The organism is Sulfurimonas sp. HSL-1656, assembly GCF_039645585.1.
GTDB classification, from domain to species: Bacteria; Campylobacterota; Campylobacteria; order Campylobacterales; family Sulfurimonadaceae; genus Thiomicrolovo; species Thiomicrolovo subterrani.
This window is the reverse complement of the sequence record NZ_CP147915.1, coordinates 2,313,116-2,330,118: the sequence shown is the minus strand read 5'-3', so window position 1 is coordinate 2,330,118 and position 17,003 is coordinate 2,313,116. Positions and strand designations below refer to the sequence as shown.

Annotated in this window: 21 protein-coding genes and 1 tRNA gene; 14 read left to right on the top strand and 8 right to left on the bottom strand. The window is 55.4% G+C overall.

The genetic code is table 11. The features are described from left to right. Positions 1–13 precede the first annotated feature (13 nt). The 3 genes from WCX49_RS12010 (at position 14) to WCX49_RS12000 (ending at position 2,957) form a co-directional block, all read left to right on the top strand. Positions 14–1,429: an aldehyde dehydrogenase family protein gene (locus tag WCX49_RS12010; protein ID WP_345985320.1), complete on the top strand. Its 1,416-nt coding sequence runs from the start codon at positions 14–16 to the stop codon at positions 1,427–1,429. A gap of 147 nt (positions 1,430–1,576) precedes the next feature. Then, entirely contained in the window at positions 1,577–2,005 is a 429-nt protein-coding gene (locus tag WCX49_RS12005) for a DUF523 domain-containing protein (RefSeq protein ID WP_345985319.1), read from the top strand. Between the two features lie 445 nt (positions 2,006–2,450). Next, on the top strand, positions 2,451–2,957 hold the full coding sequence (locus WCX49_RS12000) for a peroxiredoxin (RefSeq protein WP_345985318.1): 507 nt from the start codon (positions 2,451–2,453) through the stop codon (positions 2,955–2,957). 58 nt (positions 2,958–3,015) lie between these two features. Here the strand turns inward: WCX49_RS12000 and WCX49_RS11995 are convergent, their stop codons facing one another. After that, complete coding sequence (locus tag WCX49_RS11995; protein ID WP_345985317.1) at positions 3,016–4,623, bottom strand: DUF3373 family protein; 1,608 nt, start codon at positions 4,621–4,623, stop codon at positions 3,016–3,018. A 375-nt stretch (positions 4,624–4,998) separates the two neighbouring features. Here WCX49_RS11995 and rpsB point away from each other — a divergent pair, with 375 nt between their 5' ends. The 3 genes from rpsB to WCX49_RS11980 all read left to right on the top strand — a co-directional run bounded on the left by rpsB (position 4,999) and on the right by WCX49_RS11980 (position 7,582). Then, the gene (gene rpsB, locus WCX49_RS11990; protein WP_345985316.1) at positions 4,999–5,766 is read left to right on the top strand and encodes a 30S ribosomal protein S2; all 768 of its coding nucleotides are present in this window, start codon (positions 4,999–5,001) and stop codon (positions 5,764–5,766) included. A gap of 2 nt (positions 5,767–5,768) precedes the next feature. Then, the gene (gene tsf / locus WCX49_RS11985; protein ID WP_345985315.1) at positions 5,769–6,836 is read left to right on the top strand and encodes a translation elongation factor Ts; all 1,068 of its coding nucleotides are present in this window, start codon (positions 5,769–5,771) and stop codon (positions 6,834–6,836) included. Positions 6,837–6,937: 101 nt separating this feature from the next. Continuing rightward, entirely contained in the window at positions 6,938–7,582 is a 645-nt protein-coding gene (locus WCX49_RS11980; RefSeq protein WP_345985314.1) for an ABC transporter ATP-binding protein, read from the top strand. Positions 7,583–7,585: 3 nt separating this feature from the next. Here WCX49_RS11980 and WCX49_RS11975 read toward each other — a convergent pair whose 3' ends face one another. Beyond that, the gene (locus tag WCX49_RS11975) at positions 7,586–8,062 is read right to left on the bottom strand and encodes a hypothetical protein (RefSeq protein ID WP_345985313.1); all 477 of its coding nucleotides are present in this window, start codon (positions 8,060–8,062) and stop codon (positions 7,586–7,588) included. Between the two features lie 66 nt (positions 8,063–8,128). Here WCX49_RS11975 and WCX49_RS11970 point away from each other — a divergent pair, with 66 nt between their 5' ends. The 4 genes from WCX49_RS11970 (at position 8,129) to argS (ending at position 11,393) form a co-directional block, all read left to right on the top strand. After that, complete coding sequence (locus tag WCX49_RS11970; protein ID WP_345985312.1) at positions 8,129–8,842, top strand: hypothetical protein; 714 nt, start codon at positions 8,129–8,131, stop codon at positions 8,840–8,842. After that, entirely contained in the window at positions 8,839–9,459 is a 621-nt protein-coding gene (gmk, locus tag WCX49_RS11965) for a guanylate kinase (protein ID WP_345985311.1), read from the top strand. Before WCX49_RS11970 ends, gmk begins: the two co-directional genes overlap by 4 nt. Before the next feature lie 96 nt (positions 9,460–9,555). Further along, on the top strand, positions 9,556–9,792 hold the full coding sequence (locus WCX49_RS11960; protein ID WP_345985310.1) for a twin-arginine translocase TatA/TatE family subunit: 237 nt from the start codon (positions 9,556–9,558) through the stop codon (positions 9,790–9,792). Positions 9,793–9,797: 5 nt separating this feature from the next. Further along, positions 9,798–11,393, top strand: coding sequence for an arginine--tRNA ligase (gene argS, locus WCX49_RS11955; RefSeq protein WP_345985309.1), 1,596 nt, complete (start codon positions 9,798–9,800; stop codon positions 11,391–11,393). 378 nt (positions 11,394–11,771) lie between these two features. Here the strand turns inward: argS and WCX49_RS11950 are convergent, their stop codons facing one another. Continuing rightward, entirely contained in the window at positions 11,772–12,062 is a 291-nt protein-coding gene (locus WCX49_RS11950) for a DUF167 family protein (RefSeq protein ID WP_345985308.1), read from the bottom strand. A gap of 149 nt (positions 12,063–12,211) precedes the next feature. Between WCX49_RS11950 and WCX49_RS11945 the strand changes: the two genes are divergently transcribed. The 4 genes from WCX49_RS11945 (at position 12,212) to WCX49_RS11930 (ending at position 14,451) form a co-directional block, all read left to right on the top strand. Then, the gene (locus tag WCX49_RS11945) at positions 12,212–12,595 is read left to right on the top strand and encodes a hypothetical protein (RefSeq protein WP_345985307.1); all 384 of its coding nucleotides are present in this window, start codon (positions 12,212–12,214) and stop codon (positions 12,593–12,595) included. A 5-nt stretch (positions 12,596–12,600) separates the two neighbouring features. Continuing rightward, complete coding sequence (locus WCX49_RS11940; protein ID WP_345985306.1) at positions 12,601–12,960, top strand: hypothetical protein; 360 nt, start codon at positions 12,601–12,603, stop codon at positions 12,958–12,960. Between the two features lie 44 nt (positions 12,961–13,004). Beyond that, a tRNA-Arg gene (locus WCX49_RS11935) sits at positions 13,005–13,080 on the top strand. Between the two features lie 192 nt (positions 13,081–13,272). Next, the gene (locus WCX49_RS11930; RefSeq protein WP_345985305.1) at positions 13,273–14,451 is read left to right on the top strand and encodes an integrase arm-type DNA-binding domain-containing protein; all 1,179 of its coding nucleotides are present in this window, start codon (positions 13,273–13,275) and stop codon (positions 14,449–14,451) included. 141 nt (positions 14,452–14,592) lie between these two features. On the opposite strand, the gene WCX49_RS11925 is transcribed toward WCX49_RS11930, so the two are convergent. From WCX49_RS11925 to WCX49_RS11905, 5 genes are all read right to left on the bottom strand, one after another. Further along, a complete protein-coding gene (locus tag WCX49_RS11925; RefSeq protein ID WP_345985304.1) occupies positions 14,593–15,039 on the bottom strand; it encodes a hypothetical protein in 447 nt (148 codons plus the stop codon). Next, positions 15,036–15,608, bottom strand: coding sequence for a hypothetical protein (locus WCX49_RS11920; protein ID WP_345985303.1), 573 nt, complete (start codon positions 15,606–15,608; stop codon positions 15,036–15,038). The genes WCX49_RS11925 and WCX49_RS11920 overlap by 4 nt, the downstream gene beginning before the upstream one ends. Then, on the bottom strand, positions 15,605–15,862 hold the full coding sequence (locus WCX49_RS11915; RefSeq protein WP_345985302.1) for a hypothetical protein: 258 nt from the start codon (positions 15,860–15,862) through the stop codon (positions 15,605–15,607). The genes WCX49_RS11920 and WCX49_RS11915 overlap by 4 nt, the downstream gene beginning before the upstream one ends. 125 nt (positions 15,863–15,987) lie before the next feature. Then, positions 15,988–16,509: a single-stranded DNA-binding protein gene (locus WCX49_RS11910; RefSeq protein WP_345985301.1), complete on the bottom strand. Its 522-nt coding sequence runs from the start codon at positions 16,507–16,509 to the stop codon at positions 15,988–15,990. Next, a complete protein-coding gene (locus WCX49_RS11905) occupies positions 16,499–16,996 on the bottom strand; it encodes a hypothetical protein (RefSeq protein ID WP_345985300.1) in 498 nt (165 codons plus the stop codon). Before WCX49_RS11905 ends, WCX49_RS11910 begins: the two co-directional genes overlap by 11 nt. Between the last annotated feature and the right edge of the window lie 7 nt (positions 16,997–17,003).

Here is a 17,003-nt window from a genome sequence, read left to right as displayed (position 1 = left end):
CTGGGAGCGGACGATGGAAGCAAAGGTATTTTTCGGTTCAAACGAAGCGGTGACGGGAAGCTGGACGGAGCGCTGCAGCCCCTTTGACGGCCGGGTCGTTTCAAAGGCACCGCACTGCGGCGCGGAAGAGACACGGCGGGCACTGGAGATCGCCAAAGCGGCCGCAAAAGCAGCTAAAGTGTCGACGCTGTCGCAGCGCTGCGACTGGCTGCATGACGTGGCGGCAAAGCTGCGGGAACAGAAAGAGGATATTGCCAAGACGATCACGGACGAGGTCGGCAAACCGATCGCGTTCGCCCGGGTCGAGGTGGAGCGCTGCATCGAAACGGTCACCCTCGCCGCCGAGACCATGCGCACCATGCACGGCGAAACCATCAACACCGATGCGATGCCCAGCGGGCGTAAGACGACGGCCTTCTACATCCGCGAACCCGTCGGCGTTATCGCGGCGATTACCCCCTTCAACTTCCCGCTGAACCTGGTGGCGCACAAGCTCGCCCCGGCCCTCGTTGCCGGCAATACGGTCGTGCTCAAGCCGACACCGGAAGCGCCGCTGACGGCCTACAAGTTCGCCAAACTATTCATCGAGAGCCCCCATGCGGTCAAAGACGCGCTGAGCGTCGTCTACGGCGATGCCGAAGTCGGCAGCACCCTGGTCGGCAGCGATATCCCGCGCAAGATCAGCTTTACCGGTTCCGTTCCGGTCGGCAACATCATCACCAAGAGTGCCGGGATCAAAAAGGTGAGCCTGGAGCTGGGCGGCAACGCGGCAACCTTCATCGACAAGAGTGCCGACCTTGATCTTGCCGCGCAGCGCTGTGCGCTCGGGGCCTTTGTCAACTCCGGGCAGGTCTGCATCTCGCTGCAGCGCATCTATGTCCACAGTGACGTCTACGACGTGTTTGCGCAGAAAATGGCCGAAGCGACGCAGAAGCTCGTTGTCGGATCGCCCTACGAAGACGATACCTTCATGGGACCGCTCATCAACGAGGAGTCGGCGGAGCGGGCGCTCTCCTGGGTGCAGAGCGCCATCGACGAAGGGGCCCGTCCGATGACGGAGGTGAAGTGCGAGGGGACGATGTTCTACCCGACCGTCATGGCGGATGTCACCGACGATATGGCGATCGTCTGCGAAGAGGTTTTTGCGCCGATCGTCTCCCTGGTGAAGGTTGACGGTTTCGATGACGCCGCTCCCCGGATGAACGATTCGCCCTACGGGCTCCAGTTCTCCCTCTTTACCAACGACCTGGCACTGACGCAGCGCGCGATCAGCGAACTCGAGGCGGGCGGGATCGTCATCAACGACATGCCGACCCTGCGTTTCGACATCCAGCCCTACGGCGGGGTCAAACTCAGCGGCGTCGGCCGCGAGGGACCGCGGTTCGCCATCGAGGAGATGACGGAACTCAAATCGGTCGTCATCGCGTAGTGCCATGCAAAAAGAGAAGGTGATCGTCTCCGCCTGTCTGCTGGGAGAAGCTTGTAGATATGATGATATCTCGGAAAGAATCGTGAGCAACCTCACGATTTTTCAGAGTAAGATAGTTTAATGGGATGGAATATGAGGAAGGAAAAGGTGATTGTCTCTGCCTGTCTGCTGGGCGAAAAATGCCGATATGATGGAGCTACTAAAAAAGATGACGGCGTTCTCGCCTTTCTGGCAGACAAAGAGGTCATTCCCTTCTGTCCGGAAGCCCCGGTCCTGGGGACACCCCGCGGGCGGATCAGCGTCGTCGCGACCGAGGATCACGGCCTGCGCGTGAAAAAGGATGCGGACGGTACCGACGTGACTAAGGCGCTGGTCGAACAGACCGAGGCGCTGATCAAGGCGCACCCGGATGCAACGGCGGTCATCCTCAAATCGAAATCCCCCAGCTGCGGGATCGGCACGACGCCTGTTCTGGACGAGGCGGGCAACGAGATCGCCAAAGGCAACGGCGTTGCGGCAGACCTGCTGCTGCATGCCTTTCCCGATATCAGTATCGTCGACGAGAATAGTTTATAGGTCCCGTTGTTCTTTTCCTTTCTTTTACAAAGAAACAAAACCGATTGGAAAAAAGCTTCGACACGTCGAAGCGCATTCAATCAAATCAGGAATTGGCTTTGAGCGCTCTTTGTAAGCCATCCCGGAGGCATAAAGCCGGGAGGGATGAGCGATTCGCGAAAGGCCGCTTTTTGCGCTACTTTTTCTAAAAAAGTGGCAAAGAGTCTTTCCTTTTCCTTTCTTTTTACAAAGAAACGAAACCAAAGAAAATCGTCGTTGCGCGAATCGCACGCTGCTCCCGGCTTTGTGCCTCCGCAGCGGCTTTCACGGCACGCTTAACGGCAGGGTGCCTATCGATTTTATGCGCTTCGGGAACCGAAGCTCTTTCGATTGGTTTTGCGGGGAAGGAATGGTTGCTGCACTTGGCACCTATGCTATGATTCATCAAAAAATAAAGGACAAAATAATGCTTGAAGTCGGAACCGTTGCACCGGATTTTTGCCTGGAGAACCAGGACGAGGTGGAGATCTGTTCGCGCGATCTCAAAGGAAAGTGGATCGTGCTCTACTTCTATCCCAAGGACAATACGCCCGGCTGTACGACCGAAGCGTGCGACTTTACCGAACAGCTGCCCGAATTCAAGGGGCTGAATGCCGCCATCTTCGGCGTCAGCGCCGATTCGCCCAAGGTCCACCGCGGCTTTATCGAGAAGCAGTCGCTGAAGATCACCCTGCTCAGCGACCCGGAGCATACCATGATGGAAGATTACGGCGTCTGGGCTTTGAAGAAGAACTACGGCAAAGAGTATATGGGGATCGTCCGTACGACCTATATCATCGATCCGCAAGGAAAGGTTGCCGCGGCATGGGGGAATGTCAAAGTCCGTCAGAAACGTTCAAAGAACGGTGAGAAGTACGAGATCGTGCATGTCGAAGAGGTGAAGAAGAAGCTGGCGGAGCTGCAGAACAGCTAAAGGATTTTTTCCGTTGGCGACGTAAAACGTTACAAGGCACCGCCCGGAGGGCAGGCGCTTAGTAGCGGTAGCGCAGGTAGAAGCGGATGTCCTGGGCCTTGTCGACGGTGACGCTGGCCAGTCCCGGATTGGTCGTCGCGAGATCTTCGATCTTGAGCGGCTCACCCGTTGCGGTACCGAAGAAGCCGTTTGAACCGGTGTACTCGTAGTCGATGTACGTATAGCGGATCTGGAAGCTGAAGACATCTTCGATGAGGTAGTCCGTATAGTAGGCCTCATAAGCATTACCGCGTGCGGCGACTTTGGAACCGATGTTCGTATCCTCCGCGTAGGTAATGGAACGCCAGTACTTGTCACCGTGGTTGTATTCGAAGCCGATGCGTCCCATATCGGTGAACAGCGTCGGGACCTGGAGCCCGACCCAGTAGGACGAACCGGTTTTGCTGTCGGTGGAGCCCAGCATCCCCTGGCCGTTCTCTTTGGGATCGGTGATGCTCATCGCGCCGCTGGCGAAGAAGACCGTATCGTCGAGGAAGTCGCTCCAACCGTTGCCAATACCGTTGATCATGAAGTTCGCCGTGACGGCGTGCATGCTCCCGACGTCCTCCATCCCGTTAAAGACGTACCCGCCCGGAGTCGGGGTAACGGAAGCGTCGATGAGGTGTGTGGCATAGTAGTACTGCGTGCCGAGGCTGTACTGACCGTCATCGTAGGGGACGAAGATCACGCCGCCCAGGTCGATGTCGGGGAGGTCGGCGTCATTCTTGGCATAAGGTGCCGCCGTGCCCAGGGTATTGTTGTTCTCCATGCTGACCGTAAAGAACTTCGCGTTGGCATTCGTGCCGCCGCGGCCGGCGCAGAACTTGATGTACATCCCGTCGATACCGGTGAGCTCCTCAAAGCTGAACTTGGAACTCATGCCGTCAAATTCGACGTTGATGTTGTGCCCCATCGGTGACGCAGGGCGGTCATCGTCGCGCAGGTTGATGAGGTGGCCGTTCGTAGAGGGGCGGCGGCCGATGCTGAAGGTCCAGGGGATGTCCGCACCGAGGAAGGTGTCGTTGCGGTAGAAGAAATACGCGGAACGGACACGGACAACGTCGTCATAGGCATTTTCGTTCGTGATCCAGTCAAAGGTCTCGAAACCGGGGTAACCGCCATTGAACCCGCTGCGGTAGCCGTAGGCCTTGTTGTAGGCGAGCTGGCCGGTGAAGCTCATATTTTCCGTTGCCAGCCACTCCATGTTGAGCCAGAGGCGGTTGGTCAGGAAAGCGTCGTTGCTCTGTGTGTCGTCGCCGTCAAAGGCCATCGTGTCCGGATTGTAGGCCTTGCCGGCCATTTCGTAGTTCAGGTTGTCGACGGCCGTGCGGAAATCGACGCCGAACTTGAGGTGGCTCCCCGACGTATTTTTGTTGATCGTGCTGACCTGTTCCTCGAGGTCGGTCAGACGCTCATCGGTCTCATCGCCTTCCTCTTCGCTGCCTTCTTCATCGTCTACCGCCGCTTCCGCTGTGTCGGCTTTGGCATCTTTCATGGCGGAAAGCTCCGCCTGCAGCGCCTCGATCTGGGCCTCCATCGCCTCCATGCGGTCGGTCGTTTCATCGGCCTGGAGGCCGACGCTCAGAATCGCCGCAGCGGCAACGGAAAGGATCAACGGTGTTTTCATTATTATCTCCTTGAACATGTGTATCGTTTTTCCGGACATCTAATCCTTAACATAAGAAAAACGAATTAATCACAATAGTATTACACAGCCTACCAGAATAAATATAAAGCGCAATTGAAATTAACAGCGGTGAAACGGGAGGAGATATCAATATGTATGCTTAACTATTACTTAAGTCTTTATAAGATAAAATTCCGCGATTTTCTCCATGCGTTCTGTTGGAATGCCGGGGAACAAGATCTCAGGTGCCAAACCCAAAAACCGGTGCAGCCTCGTCTGAAAAAATAGAAGAGGACTGCCGGGGGCATTGAAGCGAACCGGTATTTTTTACATTTAATCGTGCCCCCGGGGCACGATGCTGAAAGGACCATAATTATGGTAACTATGAAAGACCTTCTCGAATGCGGTGTCCACTTCGGTCACCAGACACGCCGCTGGAACCCGAAAATGAAAAAATACATCTTCGGTGTCCGCAAGAACATTTACATCATCGACCTGCAGAAGACGCTGCGCTATTTCCGCAACACGTACCAGATCGTCGTTGATGCTGCTGCCGAAGGCAAAACCGTCATGTTCGTCGGTACGAAGAAGCAGGCACGCGTTGCCATCAAAGAAGCGGCTGAGAGCTGCGGTATGCCTTACGTCGACAACCGCTGGCTCGGCGGTATGCTGACGAACTTCCCGACGATCCAGAAGTCTCTGCGCAAGCTTGAAGTCATCGAGCAGATGCAAGAGAGCGGCCAGATCAACCTTCTGACCAAAAAAGAAGCGCTGATGATGGCACGTACGAAAGAGAAGCTCGAGTCCTACCTCGGCGGTATCCGCGATATGAAAAAACTGCCGGACATGATGTTCGTCGTTGACGCCGTCAAAGAGCACATCGCCGTTAAAGAAGCACGCAACCTCGGTATCCCGGTTGTTGCACCGCTCGATACAAACTGTGATCCGGACCTGATCGACTTCCCGATCCCGGGTAACGATGACGCGATCCGCTCTATCCAGCTTTTCTGTAAAGAGATGGCGGCAGCAGTTAACGAAGGTAAAGCGATGATCGCCGACAACGCGGAAGCGGAAGGCGAAGAAGCTGAAGCGGCGGAAACTGTAGAAGCCGCAGCAGAAGAAACAACGACAGAGGAAGCATAATCATGGCAGAAATCTCAGCAGCAATGGTAAAAGAGCTGCGTCAGGCAACTGACGCACCGATGATGGACTGTAAAAAGGCGCTCACCGAGTCAAACGGCGACATGGACAAAGCCAAAGAGTGGCTGCGTGAACGCGGGATTGCTCAGGCAGCGAAAAAAGCGGACCGTGTTGCTGCCGAGGGCTCTATCGGCCTGAAAATTTCTGCAGATTTCAAACGCGCGACTCTGGTTGAAGTCAACTCCGAGACGGACTTCGTTGCGAAAAACGACGGCTTCCAGAATCTCGTTTCCAAAACCGTTGAGCAGGCATTCACGACGGAAGCCGATACAGCGGAAGCACTGCGCGAAACGGAACTCGAAGGCAAGGCGTTCAGCGTCTACTTCGACGAAGCGGTCGCAAAGATCGGTGAGAAGATCGAACTGCGCCGCATCGCGGCACTGAGCGGCAGCGAGAACGTCGCGGTCAACGGTTACATCCACTCCAACACGCGCATCGGTGTTATCGTTGCGATCGAGTGTGACTCTGCGAAAACAGCGGAAGCGATGGTACCGGTTGCCAAGCAGGTCGCGATGCACGCGTCTGCAATGAAACCGTCTACGCTGAGCTTCAAAGACTTCGACGCTGATTTCGTTGCTGCCGAAACAAAAGGCCGCATCGAAGCGATCAAAAAAGAGAACGAAGAGCTCTCCCGCCTGAAAAAGCCGCTTAAAAACGTTCCGGAGTACATCTCCATGTCCCAACTGACTGAGGATGTCCTGGCCGTGGCCGAAGCGAAGATGAAAGAAGAACTCCTCGCCGAAGGCAAACCGGAGAAAATCATCCCGAACATCCTGCCGGGTAAACTTGCACGCTACATCGAGGACAACACTACCCTCGATAAAGAGCAGTGTCTCCTGGATCAGAACTATGTTCTCGACGACAAGAAAACGGTTGCCCAGGCAGTCGCTGACGCGGCAAAAGCTGCCGGCGGCAGTGCTGAAGTCGTTGCCTTCATCCGCCTTGAAGTCGGCGAAGGCATCGAGAAGAAACAAGACGACTTCGCTGCCGAAGTCGCTGCACAGATGGCGTAAGCCGGCTGTTGCCTTCTTCCGGGTGACACCGTCACCCGCTTTTCTCCCAAAACCCTTCAAACTAACCCAGAACTAACCCAAAACGCACTACTATTGCATTCATGAAACTGCTTGAAGCCAGCGGCATTGCCCACCATTTCGATTACCCGCTTTTTTCCGACGTCGACCTCTCGATCGACAGTCACGAGTCCGTCGCCATCATCGGCGTCAGCGGCAGCGGTAAATCGACCCTGCTGCATATCCTCTCGACGCTGCTCTCCCCCGACAGCGGCAGTGTCACCCTGATGGGCGAACCGATGCAGGGGCTTTCCAACCGCGGCCTGGTGGAGCTTCGCCGGCATCAGCTGGGGATCATCTTCCAGTCACACTATCTCTTCAAAGGGTTTACGGGTGCGGAAAACCTAGAGGTCGCTTCCATCCTTTCCAACGAACCGGTCGAATCGGAGCTGCTGCGTGCGCTTAAGATCGAGCATGTTGTGGGCCAGAAAGTGACGGAGCTCTCCGGCGGGCAGCAGCAGCGCCTCTCCGTCGCGCGGGTGCTGACAAAGAAACCGCGTCTCATCTATGCCGACGAACCGACGGGGAACCTGGACCTGGAGACGGCCTGCGAGGTCATGGACCTGTTCGACCGCTATATACATGAACACGATGCCGGTCTGCTGCTCGTGACGCATGAACTGCAGCTGGCGGACCGCTGCCAGCGGGTCTACAAGCTCGAAGATCAGAAGCTGGTCCAGGTCAAATAGGCGCTAAGGGGCGAAATACGGTTTGCACTCTTGGCGCAGCAGTCTGAGTGTTTCATCGAACACGGTGCCGTCATCGCAGAGCATCAGGCCCGGGATGTTTCGAAGCAACTCCGTATCGAGGGTGTGGCTCAGCATACAGCCTCGCTTGGACGAACGGACGAGACTGAAGGTCATGTTGCTGTCCGGTGGAAGGATACAGGCCTGCAGGGAACGATACATCGCCCACTGCGATGCCGTTGCCGGCGAGGACGTGATGAGCGTCACCGCTTTCTCTTGTTCAAGAGCACGGCGGAGCGTCCGGCGCAAATAGGGGTCGTCCAGTCGCGCAGTCACGATGGTGAGCGGGGTGTCAACACTGCGGATCATGACCCCGAGAACATGCCGGGCATCCTGCCAGCGGTGCGGCAGCAAAAATGCCTCGCTGCCCAAGAGGGGCATGAGGAAAAGGCCGGCAAAGAGGAGGTGTTTCATTCGGATCACGATGCTTTTTTGTTACAATGCTAACACACTTTTACGGGTATTCTCATACCGCAATCAAGGGACGTTATGACCATCGCGCTGCTCAACACCACACCGATCGTCGCTAAACTGGTCGAGCGTCTGGCCCAAAAACGCGGGGATAGTTTTTTGAATACGGAGCGCTCCGGCGGGCAACGGGCGGATGTCGTGATCGTCGACGACAGCGTCGCGATGCGCTATGACGCGGCAGCTGCAAAAAAAGAGGGGCACTACGCCATCTTTATCGGATCGCGCTTCGAAACGATGCCCCAGGGGTATGATGCCGTGCTCGGCAAACCGTTCCTGCCCGAAGAGCTCGGCCATGCCCTGGATGATGCGGAACTGGCGGTAAGCGCCCTGGTCGAACGCAGCGACGTTTTCGATGCCGACGAAGCGGCCGAAGCGTGGGAGGCGGAGTCGTCGGCTCCGGTTTTCAACAGTGCGGAGATCGACGAGCTCAAAGAGCTTCTGGACGCCGTGGAAGGCGACGAGGAGATGGCGGCCGGCTACGAAGAGCAGATCGAGGCGGCGATGGAGCACCTGGACCGGAGGGAGTGGGAACGGCCCGTCGACGAGGTACTCTATGACGCCGATGCGCCGGAACCCGCCGAAGGCGGAACGGATTTCAGCGACATCGACCTGCATGCCCGCGGCGTCGAAGCGCTGCAGGACCTGATGGCGATCCTCAGCGACGAATCCGTTGCCCAGGCCCTCAAGGCGATGGGCGTACGCATCGATATTTCATTCGGGGAGAAGGCATGAACAAAAACGGCGGAGCGATCCTGGTGCTTTCGGGCCCAAGCGGGGCGGGGAAGAGCTCATTGATCAAGAAGGTGGCCGAGGCGATCGGGCCCTACTACTTTTCCATCTCGACGACGACACGCCCGATGCGCGAGGGGGAAATTGACGGTGTGCACTACCACTTCGTCGACGAAGAGAGCTTCAAACGCGATATCGACGAGGAGAATTTCCTGGAATACGCCGTCGTGCACGGCAACTACTACGGTACCTCGCTCAAACCCGTGAAAAAGGCCCTCTCCGAGGGGAAGCTCGTCATTTTCGACATCGACGTCCAGGGACACGACGCGGTCCAGAACCGCATGGGCGACATCACGACCTCGGCCTTTATTACGACCCCGAGCCTGAGCGAACTCGAGCAGCGTCTCCGGTCACGGGCCACCGATGCGCCGGAGGTGATCGAACGCCGGATCGATATGGCCAAGCGCGAAGTCCAGCGCATGTGCGAATACGACTACATCATCATCAATGACGACCTCGACGAAGCGGCGGAAGTGCTCATTTCCGTCGCCAGGGCCGCCCGCCTGAAAGTGCCGACGCTCACGATCAATGAATTCGTACAGGCCTGGGAAGCGCAGTAGCGCCGCCCTCCATGCCGTAAAACGGCTTTACTAACCAATATCCCCGCATTTTTTCGCTATTATTACATTTCCAAAAAAACCACCTAAGGAATTACTATGGGTATGCCAAGCGGAACTGAACTGCTGTTGATTTTCGGGATCATCGTCCTGCTCTTCGGTGCGAAAAAAATTCCGGATCTTGCCAAGGGTATCGGCAAGGGAATCAAGAACTTCAAGAATGAGATGAAAGACGAACCGGAAGAGGTTGCAAGCGGCGAGGCCCCCAAGAAAGTCGAGGGCGGTGATGCAACGGCGGCTTCCGAAGCACCCAAAGAATCCGAAAAACAGGCGTAATCGATTTGAAACAGCGTGTATCGGCGCTTCTCAAAGCGCAATTTGAGCGCGAGGTCGTGCTCGAAAAGCCCAAAGACCGCTCTTTCGGGCACTACGCCACCCCCATTGCCTTCTCCCTGGCCAAGGAACTGCGCAAATCGCCGATGGTGATTGCCGATGAACTGGCCTCCTCCTTCGGCGAGCATGCAATGTTCACCGCGGTCGAAGCAACCAAGGGGTACATCAACTTCCGTCTCTCCGAAGCCTTTATGGACGAGTACGCCGGCTGGGCGCTTGCCAACCCGGACGCCTTCGGCCATGCCGACCGCGAAGGCAAGATCCTGCTGGAGTTCGTCAGCGCAAACCCGACGGGTCCGCTGCACATCGGCCATGCCCGCGGCGCGGTTTACGGCGATACGCTCCTGCGCCTCGGACGCCGCCTGGGCTACGACATCACGGCCGAGTACTATGTCAACGACGCCGGCAACCAGATCGACCTCCTGGGAGTGAGCCTGCAGCTTGAAGGGCAGCACAGCGTCCTCAACATGGAAGTCGAGTGGCCGGAGAAGTACTACCGCGGCGAATACATGACGATCCTTGCCGAAGAGGCGCTCACGGCATTCGGCAGCGATGTTCTCACCAACGCCGACCGCCAGAAAGAACTCGCGCTCTGGGCGAAGGACAAGGTGATGGATCTCATCGTCTCCGACCTGGGAGATGCGAACATCCACTTCGATACCTTTGTCAGCGAAGCGTCGCTTTACGACGACTGGGACCGGGTCATGAAGAAACTCGGCGAGGGTGTCTACGAGGGCGAAGAGAAGCTCTGGCTCCGTTCGACGGAACACGGGGACGAGAAAGACCGCGTCGTCGTGCGCGAAGACGGCCGCCCGACCTACCTGGCCGGTGACATCGTCTACCATAACCGCAAGTTCGAACAGGGGTTTGACCACTACATCAACATCTGGGGCGCGGACCACCACGGTTACATCGCCCGCGTCAAGGCGGCGGCGCGTTTCCTTGGGTACGACCCGGAGAAGCTGGAGATCCTGCTGTCGCAGATGGTCAGCCTGCTCAAAGACGGCGAACCGTACAAGATGAGCAAGCGTGCCGGCAACGTCATTTTGATGAGCGACATCGTCGAGGAGATCGGCGCGGATGCCCTGCGCTTCATCTTCGCGAGCAAGAAGAGCGATACGGCCCTTGAGTTCGACGTGGAGACGCTCAAGAAGCAGGACAACTCGAACCCGGTCTACTACATCAACTACGCCCATGCGCGGATCCAGACGATCCTCTCCAAGAGCGAGCTGAGTGAAGAGCAGATTATGGCAGCGGAGCTCACAGGGCTCAATGCCGACGCCGACGCGCTGCTTTTCGAAGCGCTGCTGCTGCCCGAGGTGATCGAGGACGCCTTCGCATCGCGCCAGGTGCAGAAACTGCCGGAGTACCTCAAGTCACTCGCGGCCCGTCTGCACAAGTTCTACTACGACTACCGCGTACTGGGGACCGAGGAGGAGGCGAAACTGCTCAAGCTTTTCCTGATGGTTGCCCTTTCCATCCGAACCGGTCTCTCCCTGATGGGGATCACGGCCAAAGACCGGATGGTCGCCGACGAGAAGTAAGCCAAGCGCTTGCTTCGCTACCCACTAATTCCTTTCTTCTACAAAAAAAGCTTCGAGGTGTCGAAGCGCATTCAATCAAATCAGGAATTGGCCTTGAGCGCTCTTTGTAAGCCATCCCGGAGGCATAAAGCCGGGAGGGATGAGCGATTCGTGAAAGGCCGCTTTTTGCGCTACTTTTTCTAAAAAAGTGGCATGAACATTCTTCGCTATCTTTTCTTTTTACAAAGAAAAGAAACAAAAGAAAATCGTCGTTGCGCGAATCGCACGCTGCTCCCGGCTTTATGCCTCCGCAGCGGCTTTCAAGGCACGCTTAACGACCTTCTGTCTATTGATGGATGCGCTTCGACATGTCGAAGCTCTTATCAAACATAACAAGGATTACGCTGACATCGGCGGCTCGACTCCCTCAGGCAGAAGCCGGGGGGTTCTGATCCGCACCCTCTTGTTTCTTCCCAGCTCCCCCGACTCTATCGTGACGTCCCCTTTGGCCACCTTGCACATTTTCGCCAGCAGTGCTATGATGTGTTTATTGGCCTTGCCGTCGACGGGCGGGGCGGTAATGCGCAGTTTTCGCTCCTCTCCCATGATCTCCGCCAGTTCGTTCGAACTCGCCTTCGGCTGAATACGCAAAGAGAGAATAAGGTCGTCGTTATCGAAGGTGTACCACATGATATTCGCATTATAGCCAATGCGAATGTCTAAAAGTGGGGAGTTAGTCGTTGGCAGTGAGTAGTGGGTAGTTAGTAGTGAAGGCTAACACGTCATCCAGCAACTACTTACTACTCACTACCTACTACGCACTAAAGTAAAGGCTTCGCATGAAACTTTTTTTCCTGATCTTTCCCATGCTACTTGTTGCCGCAACACGGCAGGAGTGTACCCGGATGCTTGAAGCTTTTACACCGGTCGAAAAGGCATATGATGCCGTCATAGAAGCCGAGATACCCTCCCCGACGAGCGAAAAGGTGATACGGCAGTTCAGGAGCGAGGGAGGGAAGATCTACAAAGCGTGCAAAGACCGGATGAGCACGACGAAGTGGTATATGCTGGGCAAGAAGATCGCACCGGAAAAGGCCGATATCGCTGCGTTTCACATGGAAAGTGCTGCAGAGCTGACGCGCTACGCCATTACCCACCCGCCGGTCGTGACCGAGGTGCGCTGCGGCACGATACAGCAGGGTGTCCACCCTTTGCCGAGGTGAATATCATGAAAAAAACCATCCTTGTCCTGATGTTCCTCCCGGTGATGGTGGGGGCGGTGTCGTGCGAAAAGCTCGAAAGCGATTTTGCTTCTTTGGACAAACAGTACCGCGCCGCGAAACGCATCCAATCCCCGACGTCGCGCTACGACTACTACTACCGTTACATCGCCAAGGGGAGCGAGCTGATGGCCTGGTGCCGCAACGATCCGCGCAATTACACGTACACGGAGATCGTACGCAAGTTACGCGCCGCGGACCGGGAACGCATCGGGTTGCGCCAGAGCGTCATCGAAGAGCAGTGGCGCGTCAACAACGTCCAGCCCATTGTCAACGTCATCTACAAAGAGTGCGTCTACCAGTATTGAAAGCTCCGTTCGATACAATGTCTTTCTTCATTTCTATCCAATACGTCCTCATCGCTTAACAGGATAAAGCAGGGCCCTCCTAAGGCCTAGCTCGAGGTTCGAGTCCTCGTGGGGACACCACACACATGAATCATACTATTTCATAAAGCCTCATATTGTCTCAATAACGCCCTATTTTTGCCTTTTCCTTTGTTTCATAGTGTCTTACGTTGTATCATTGTGCATCGCAGTATCTCAAGCTATTTGCAGTACATCATGCAGTACGCTCGTCATCTGATACCATTTTGATGCAGTACGTTAAGGACTCGAACCGTGGCCAAACCAGTTACACCCCTGACTGATAGGAAGATCAGGAACACAAAACCGACCGAAGCCCAGCAGCGCCTCAGCGACGGCGACGGGCTTTACATCATCATAAAGCCGACAGGCTCGAAGCTTTGGCGCTTCGACTATACGCTGGGCGGGAAGCGCAATACCGTCTCACTCGGGAAGTACCCGGATGTTTCTCTGGCCAGGGCCAGGGAGCTCCGGACGCAGTACCGTGAGATGGTCGCCGCCGGCACGTCGCCTGTCGAAAAGAAGGTGGAGGTACAGAAGCATACCGTCGACGACGCCGCGGCTGACTTCTTTGCTCGTCTCGAGCGCGAGGTGGGGGAAAAGTATTACCATAAGCTGAAGCAGCGCTATGACAGATACATTGGCAGCACGATCGGGAGAATGGATCTCGATGAAGTCGAGCCGTCAGATATCGTCAGGATGATCCAGGGGGTAGGTGAGTTTTGGGAGACGGCAAAGCGGATACACGGTATCTCCGCCAGGATCTTCACCCTGGCCGTCACGACAGGCAAGGCACGACGGAACCCGGTCAACGACATCGATGTCTCTGTTCTCGTCGGGAAGATGCAGACGTCCCACTACGCCCACGTCACAGATCCGCGCGAGCTTGGCGCCATCCTCAACGTGATCGACGAGTACCGCGGTGATGCATCGACGGCGAAGGCACTTCGTATCCTACCGCACGTTTTCGTCCGCCCGGCAAATATCCGTTTTATGGAGTGGGACGAGCTGGACCTGAAAGCTGGTACCTGGAAGATCCCGAAGGAAAAAATGAAGATGAAGCGGCCGCACATCGTCCCGCTGTCCCGCCAGGTCGTCGCCATGCTCAAGGAGCTGGGGGAGCCACAGGGGCGCTATGTGTTTAATAGCCCATTCTCGAAGAACAGCCCGCTTTCGGAAAACACGCTCAATTACGCCATGAAGCGCATGGGCTTCAAAGACGTTCAGACGGCGCACGGCTTCCGGCATACAGCGGCGACGCTCCTGGCGGAGCACATGTATGAGATTGGCATAAATTCGGATGTGATAGAGGCGCAGATGGCCCATGAGAAAGGAGGGGTGAGGGGGATCTATAACCACGCGCAGCACTTGAAAGAGCGCACGGTCATGATGCAATGGTGGTCGGACTTCCTCGATGCTTTAAAGCTTCAATAGCTGCATCAATGTCCTCTTCATCCCAGCAGGGCGTCCCGCCCTGGTAGAATGGCTCTGGGTATAGCCCCTCTTTGATACGGCGGTAGAATGTCGCCCGGGAGCACTTCACCTTTTTAAGGCAGTCAGATACTCTCAAAACAGTCATCTTTCACCTCCATAATTCAAAACATGCAGGACGTCCGAAACGTCCACCGCGAAGAACCGACCGACGCCGAGGTCAGTCTGCTCGTACGCCCCGGTGATCCGTGTGCCGCCCCACTTGCTGATGATCTGCGGGCGGACGGTTTTGTAGCCGACGCTGAGGACAACGTAGTCGAACTCTCTATATTCAATTCCGAGAAGTTCAAACCCCTCAATAGGGAGCGATGTGGTAGTACAATCACGCCGTAGTGATGCGATGATCACTTCTTTCTTATATGTAGAAGACTCATTCTTCCGCATCATACGAGTGAACCAACAATCTTTGATAACTCTGAAGTCCTCCAGTTTCCGCCCCGCCGCGATCTCATCAAACCAGTGCTGAGTGACGACGAGATGCAGGACGCGGGCGCCTTTGGGAATGTAGTCTTTGTAGGATTGTGGTTTCATTCAGCACCGTCCGCTATCTTATGCACAATTTCAAGCAGTCTTTTCATTTCTGGGTTTCTGAACAAATGAATCCCGTAAGTGTCGGGGCTGTTAAAGTGGTGCTTATTCTGTTCGATGTGTGCGAATGCGGCCTTCTCTGTGAGGAAGAAATTTCCCTCGTATCCACCTGACGATGAATCAGCGACCATGCCCTCCTGATAGCAGGCTATGGTGAAGTCATAACTTCTAATGTCGCATATTCTTTCAAGGTCTACAAAGTTTGAAACACCGAACTCGTCAATTTCTTTCAGAAGGTCATGGTATTCATACTCTTCGAGCTGATTGATAAAATCGCTCCATTCATCAGCCTTGTAGGATTCCTCACCCCAAATAAGCCCCATGTTGCTACTGTCACCATAGTCGGGATCAAAGCCCCAAACTGTTCTTTTTGTGCGGATGACAAGGCCATACGGTTGCGCCGTGCATCGTGTATCCTGAGTCCTCATTTCGTTGGACAGCTCCTTGATGAAGTCAATGTCCTCTTTTGTGAGTCCTTTGGCGATTTCTGGTGTTGTGGTGTAGGGTTTCATTTATTTCTCCTGCCATACTTCTCTGAATGCTCGCCACAACAAATGAGATACCCACCGCTTGCAGGTGTACCGCATGACGCAACTTTGTTGCATCCATCAACTTCGCACATTTTCTGAAGACTATCAATCTCTCTGCATTCTGGGCATCCCATTACTTTTTCGTCATCAATAAACGGATGCTTCGCTTCAAGGATATCTACAGGCTCGCAGATATGACCGCATTCTTCGCATTTGTATTTGTTCTGCCGTTCCATCACCCTCTCCTCTTTTCAATAAACCGCCACCCAAAGGAGGAACCTACTAACACGACCGGGTAAAGGATCAGTACCATCACCACATACATATCAGGCTCAAAAATAAACTTTTCCATCATTGATCCCTAGAATGGAATTTCGTCTTCATCGATATCGAAGCCTGGCTGCTGATGGCCGCTGCCAGCACCTGGATCTCTCGGTGGGGTCATGGGGCAATCATAAGCGTTTTGAGGCTGAGGTGGCGGGGTATAGCCCTGCTGCGGCGCATTATATTCCTGGGAGCTAGGGGCGTTGTAGCCGCCGTTGCCCTGCTGCGCGTCGCCGCGGGAATCCAGCATCTTCATCTCTTCAACGTTGATCGAGTGTTTCGAGCGTTTCTGCCCGCCCTGGTCTGTCCATTGTTCAAGCATCAACCTCCCCTCGATGAGCACCTTTGATCCATTGCGGAGATACTGGTTTGCTATCTCAGCCGAGCGGCCAAAAAACACGATATCGATAAACATCGTCTCGTCGACCTGCTCACCGCTCTGCTTTTTGAATTTTCGGTTAGTAGCGATGCCAGTTTTGCCGATCGCCGTGCCCCCCTGCGTATAGCGCAGTTCGATATCACGGGTGAGGTTCCCCGCCAAAATTACCTTATTGAACATAGACAGACTCCTTCTGTTTCAGTTTGATCTGCGCCGACAATACGCGCAGGGATCGTTTTTTCTCAACGCCAAGCAGCCGCCCGAAGATATCGGTCAGCATATTGCTGTCGCGCTCTACTTCGTAGGTGTCCTGCCGCGTTGTCACGCCTTCCATGGACTGCATGGCCGCTGTGAACGTTCGCTCGGTGAACCACAGCTGCTGATACGGAGATCCGTCGAGCATGGACCACAGCGCGCGGCATGTGGCAATCAGGCTGATCGTGTAGTTCATATCGTCGAGTTCGTGCTTTGCGCCAGCCCAGACAATGTCGGCCTCTTTCGCGATACGGTCATAGTCGGATGGGTTGGCATTGTAGAGCGCCTGCAGTCCCTTGCGGACATGCTTGCGGAGCCTGTCGATCTTCCGTGTCGTCTCGCCATGCTTGACGTAGGAGATCAGCGTTCCGATCAGCATGAGCACTTTGATGGATTGTTCTTTTGAGGTCATAATCAAT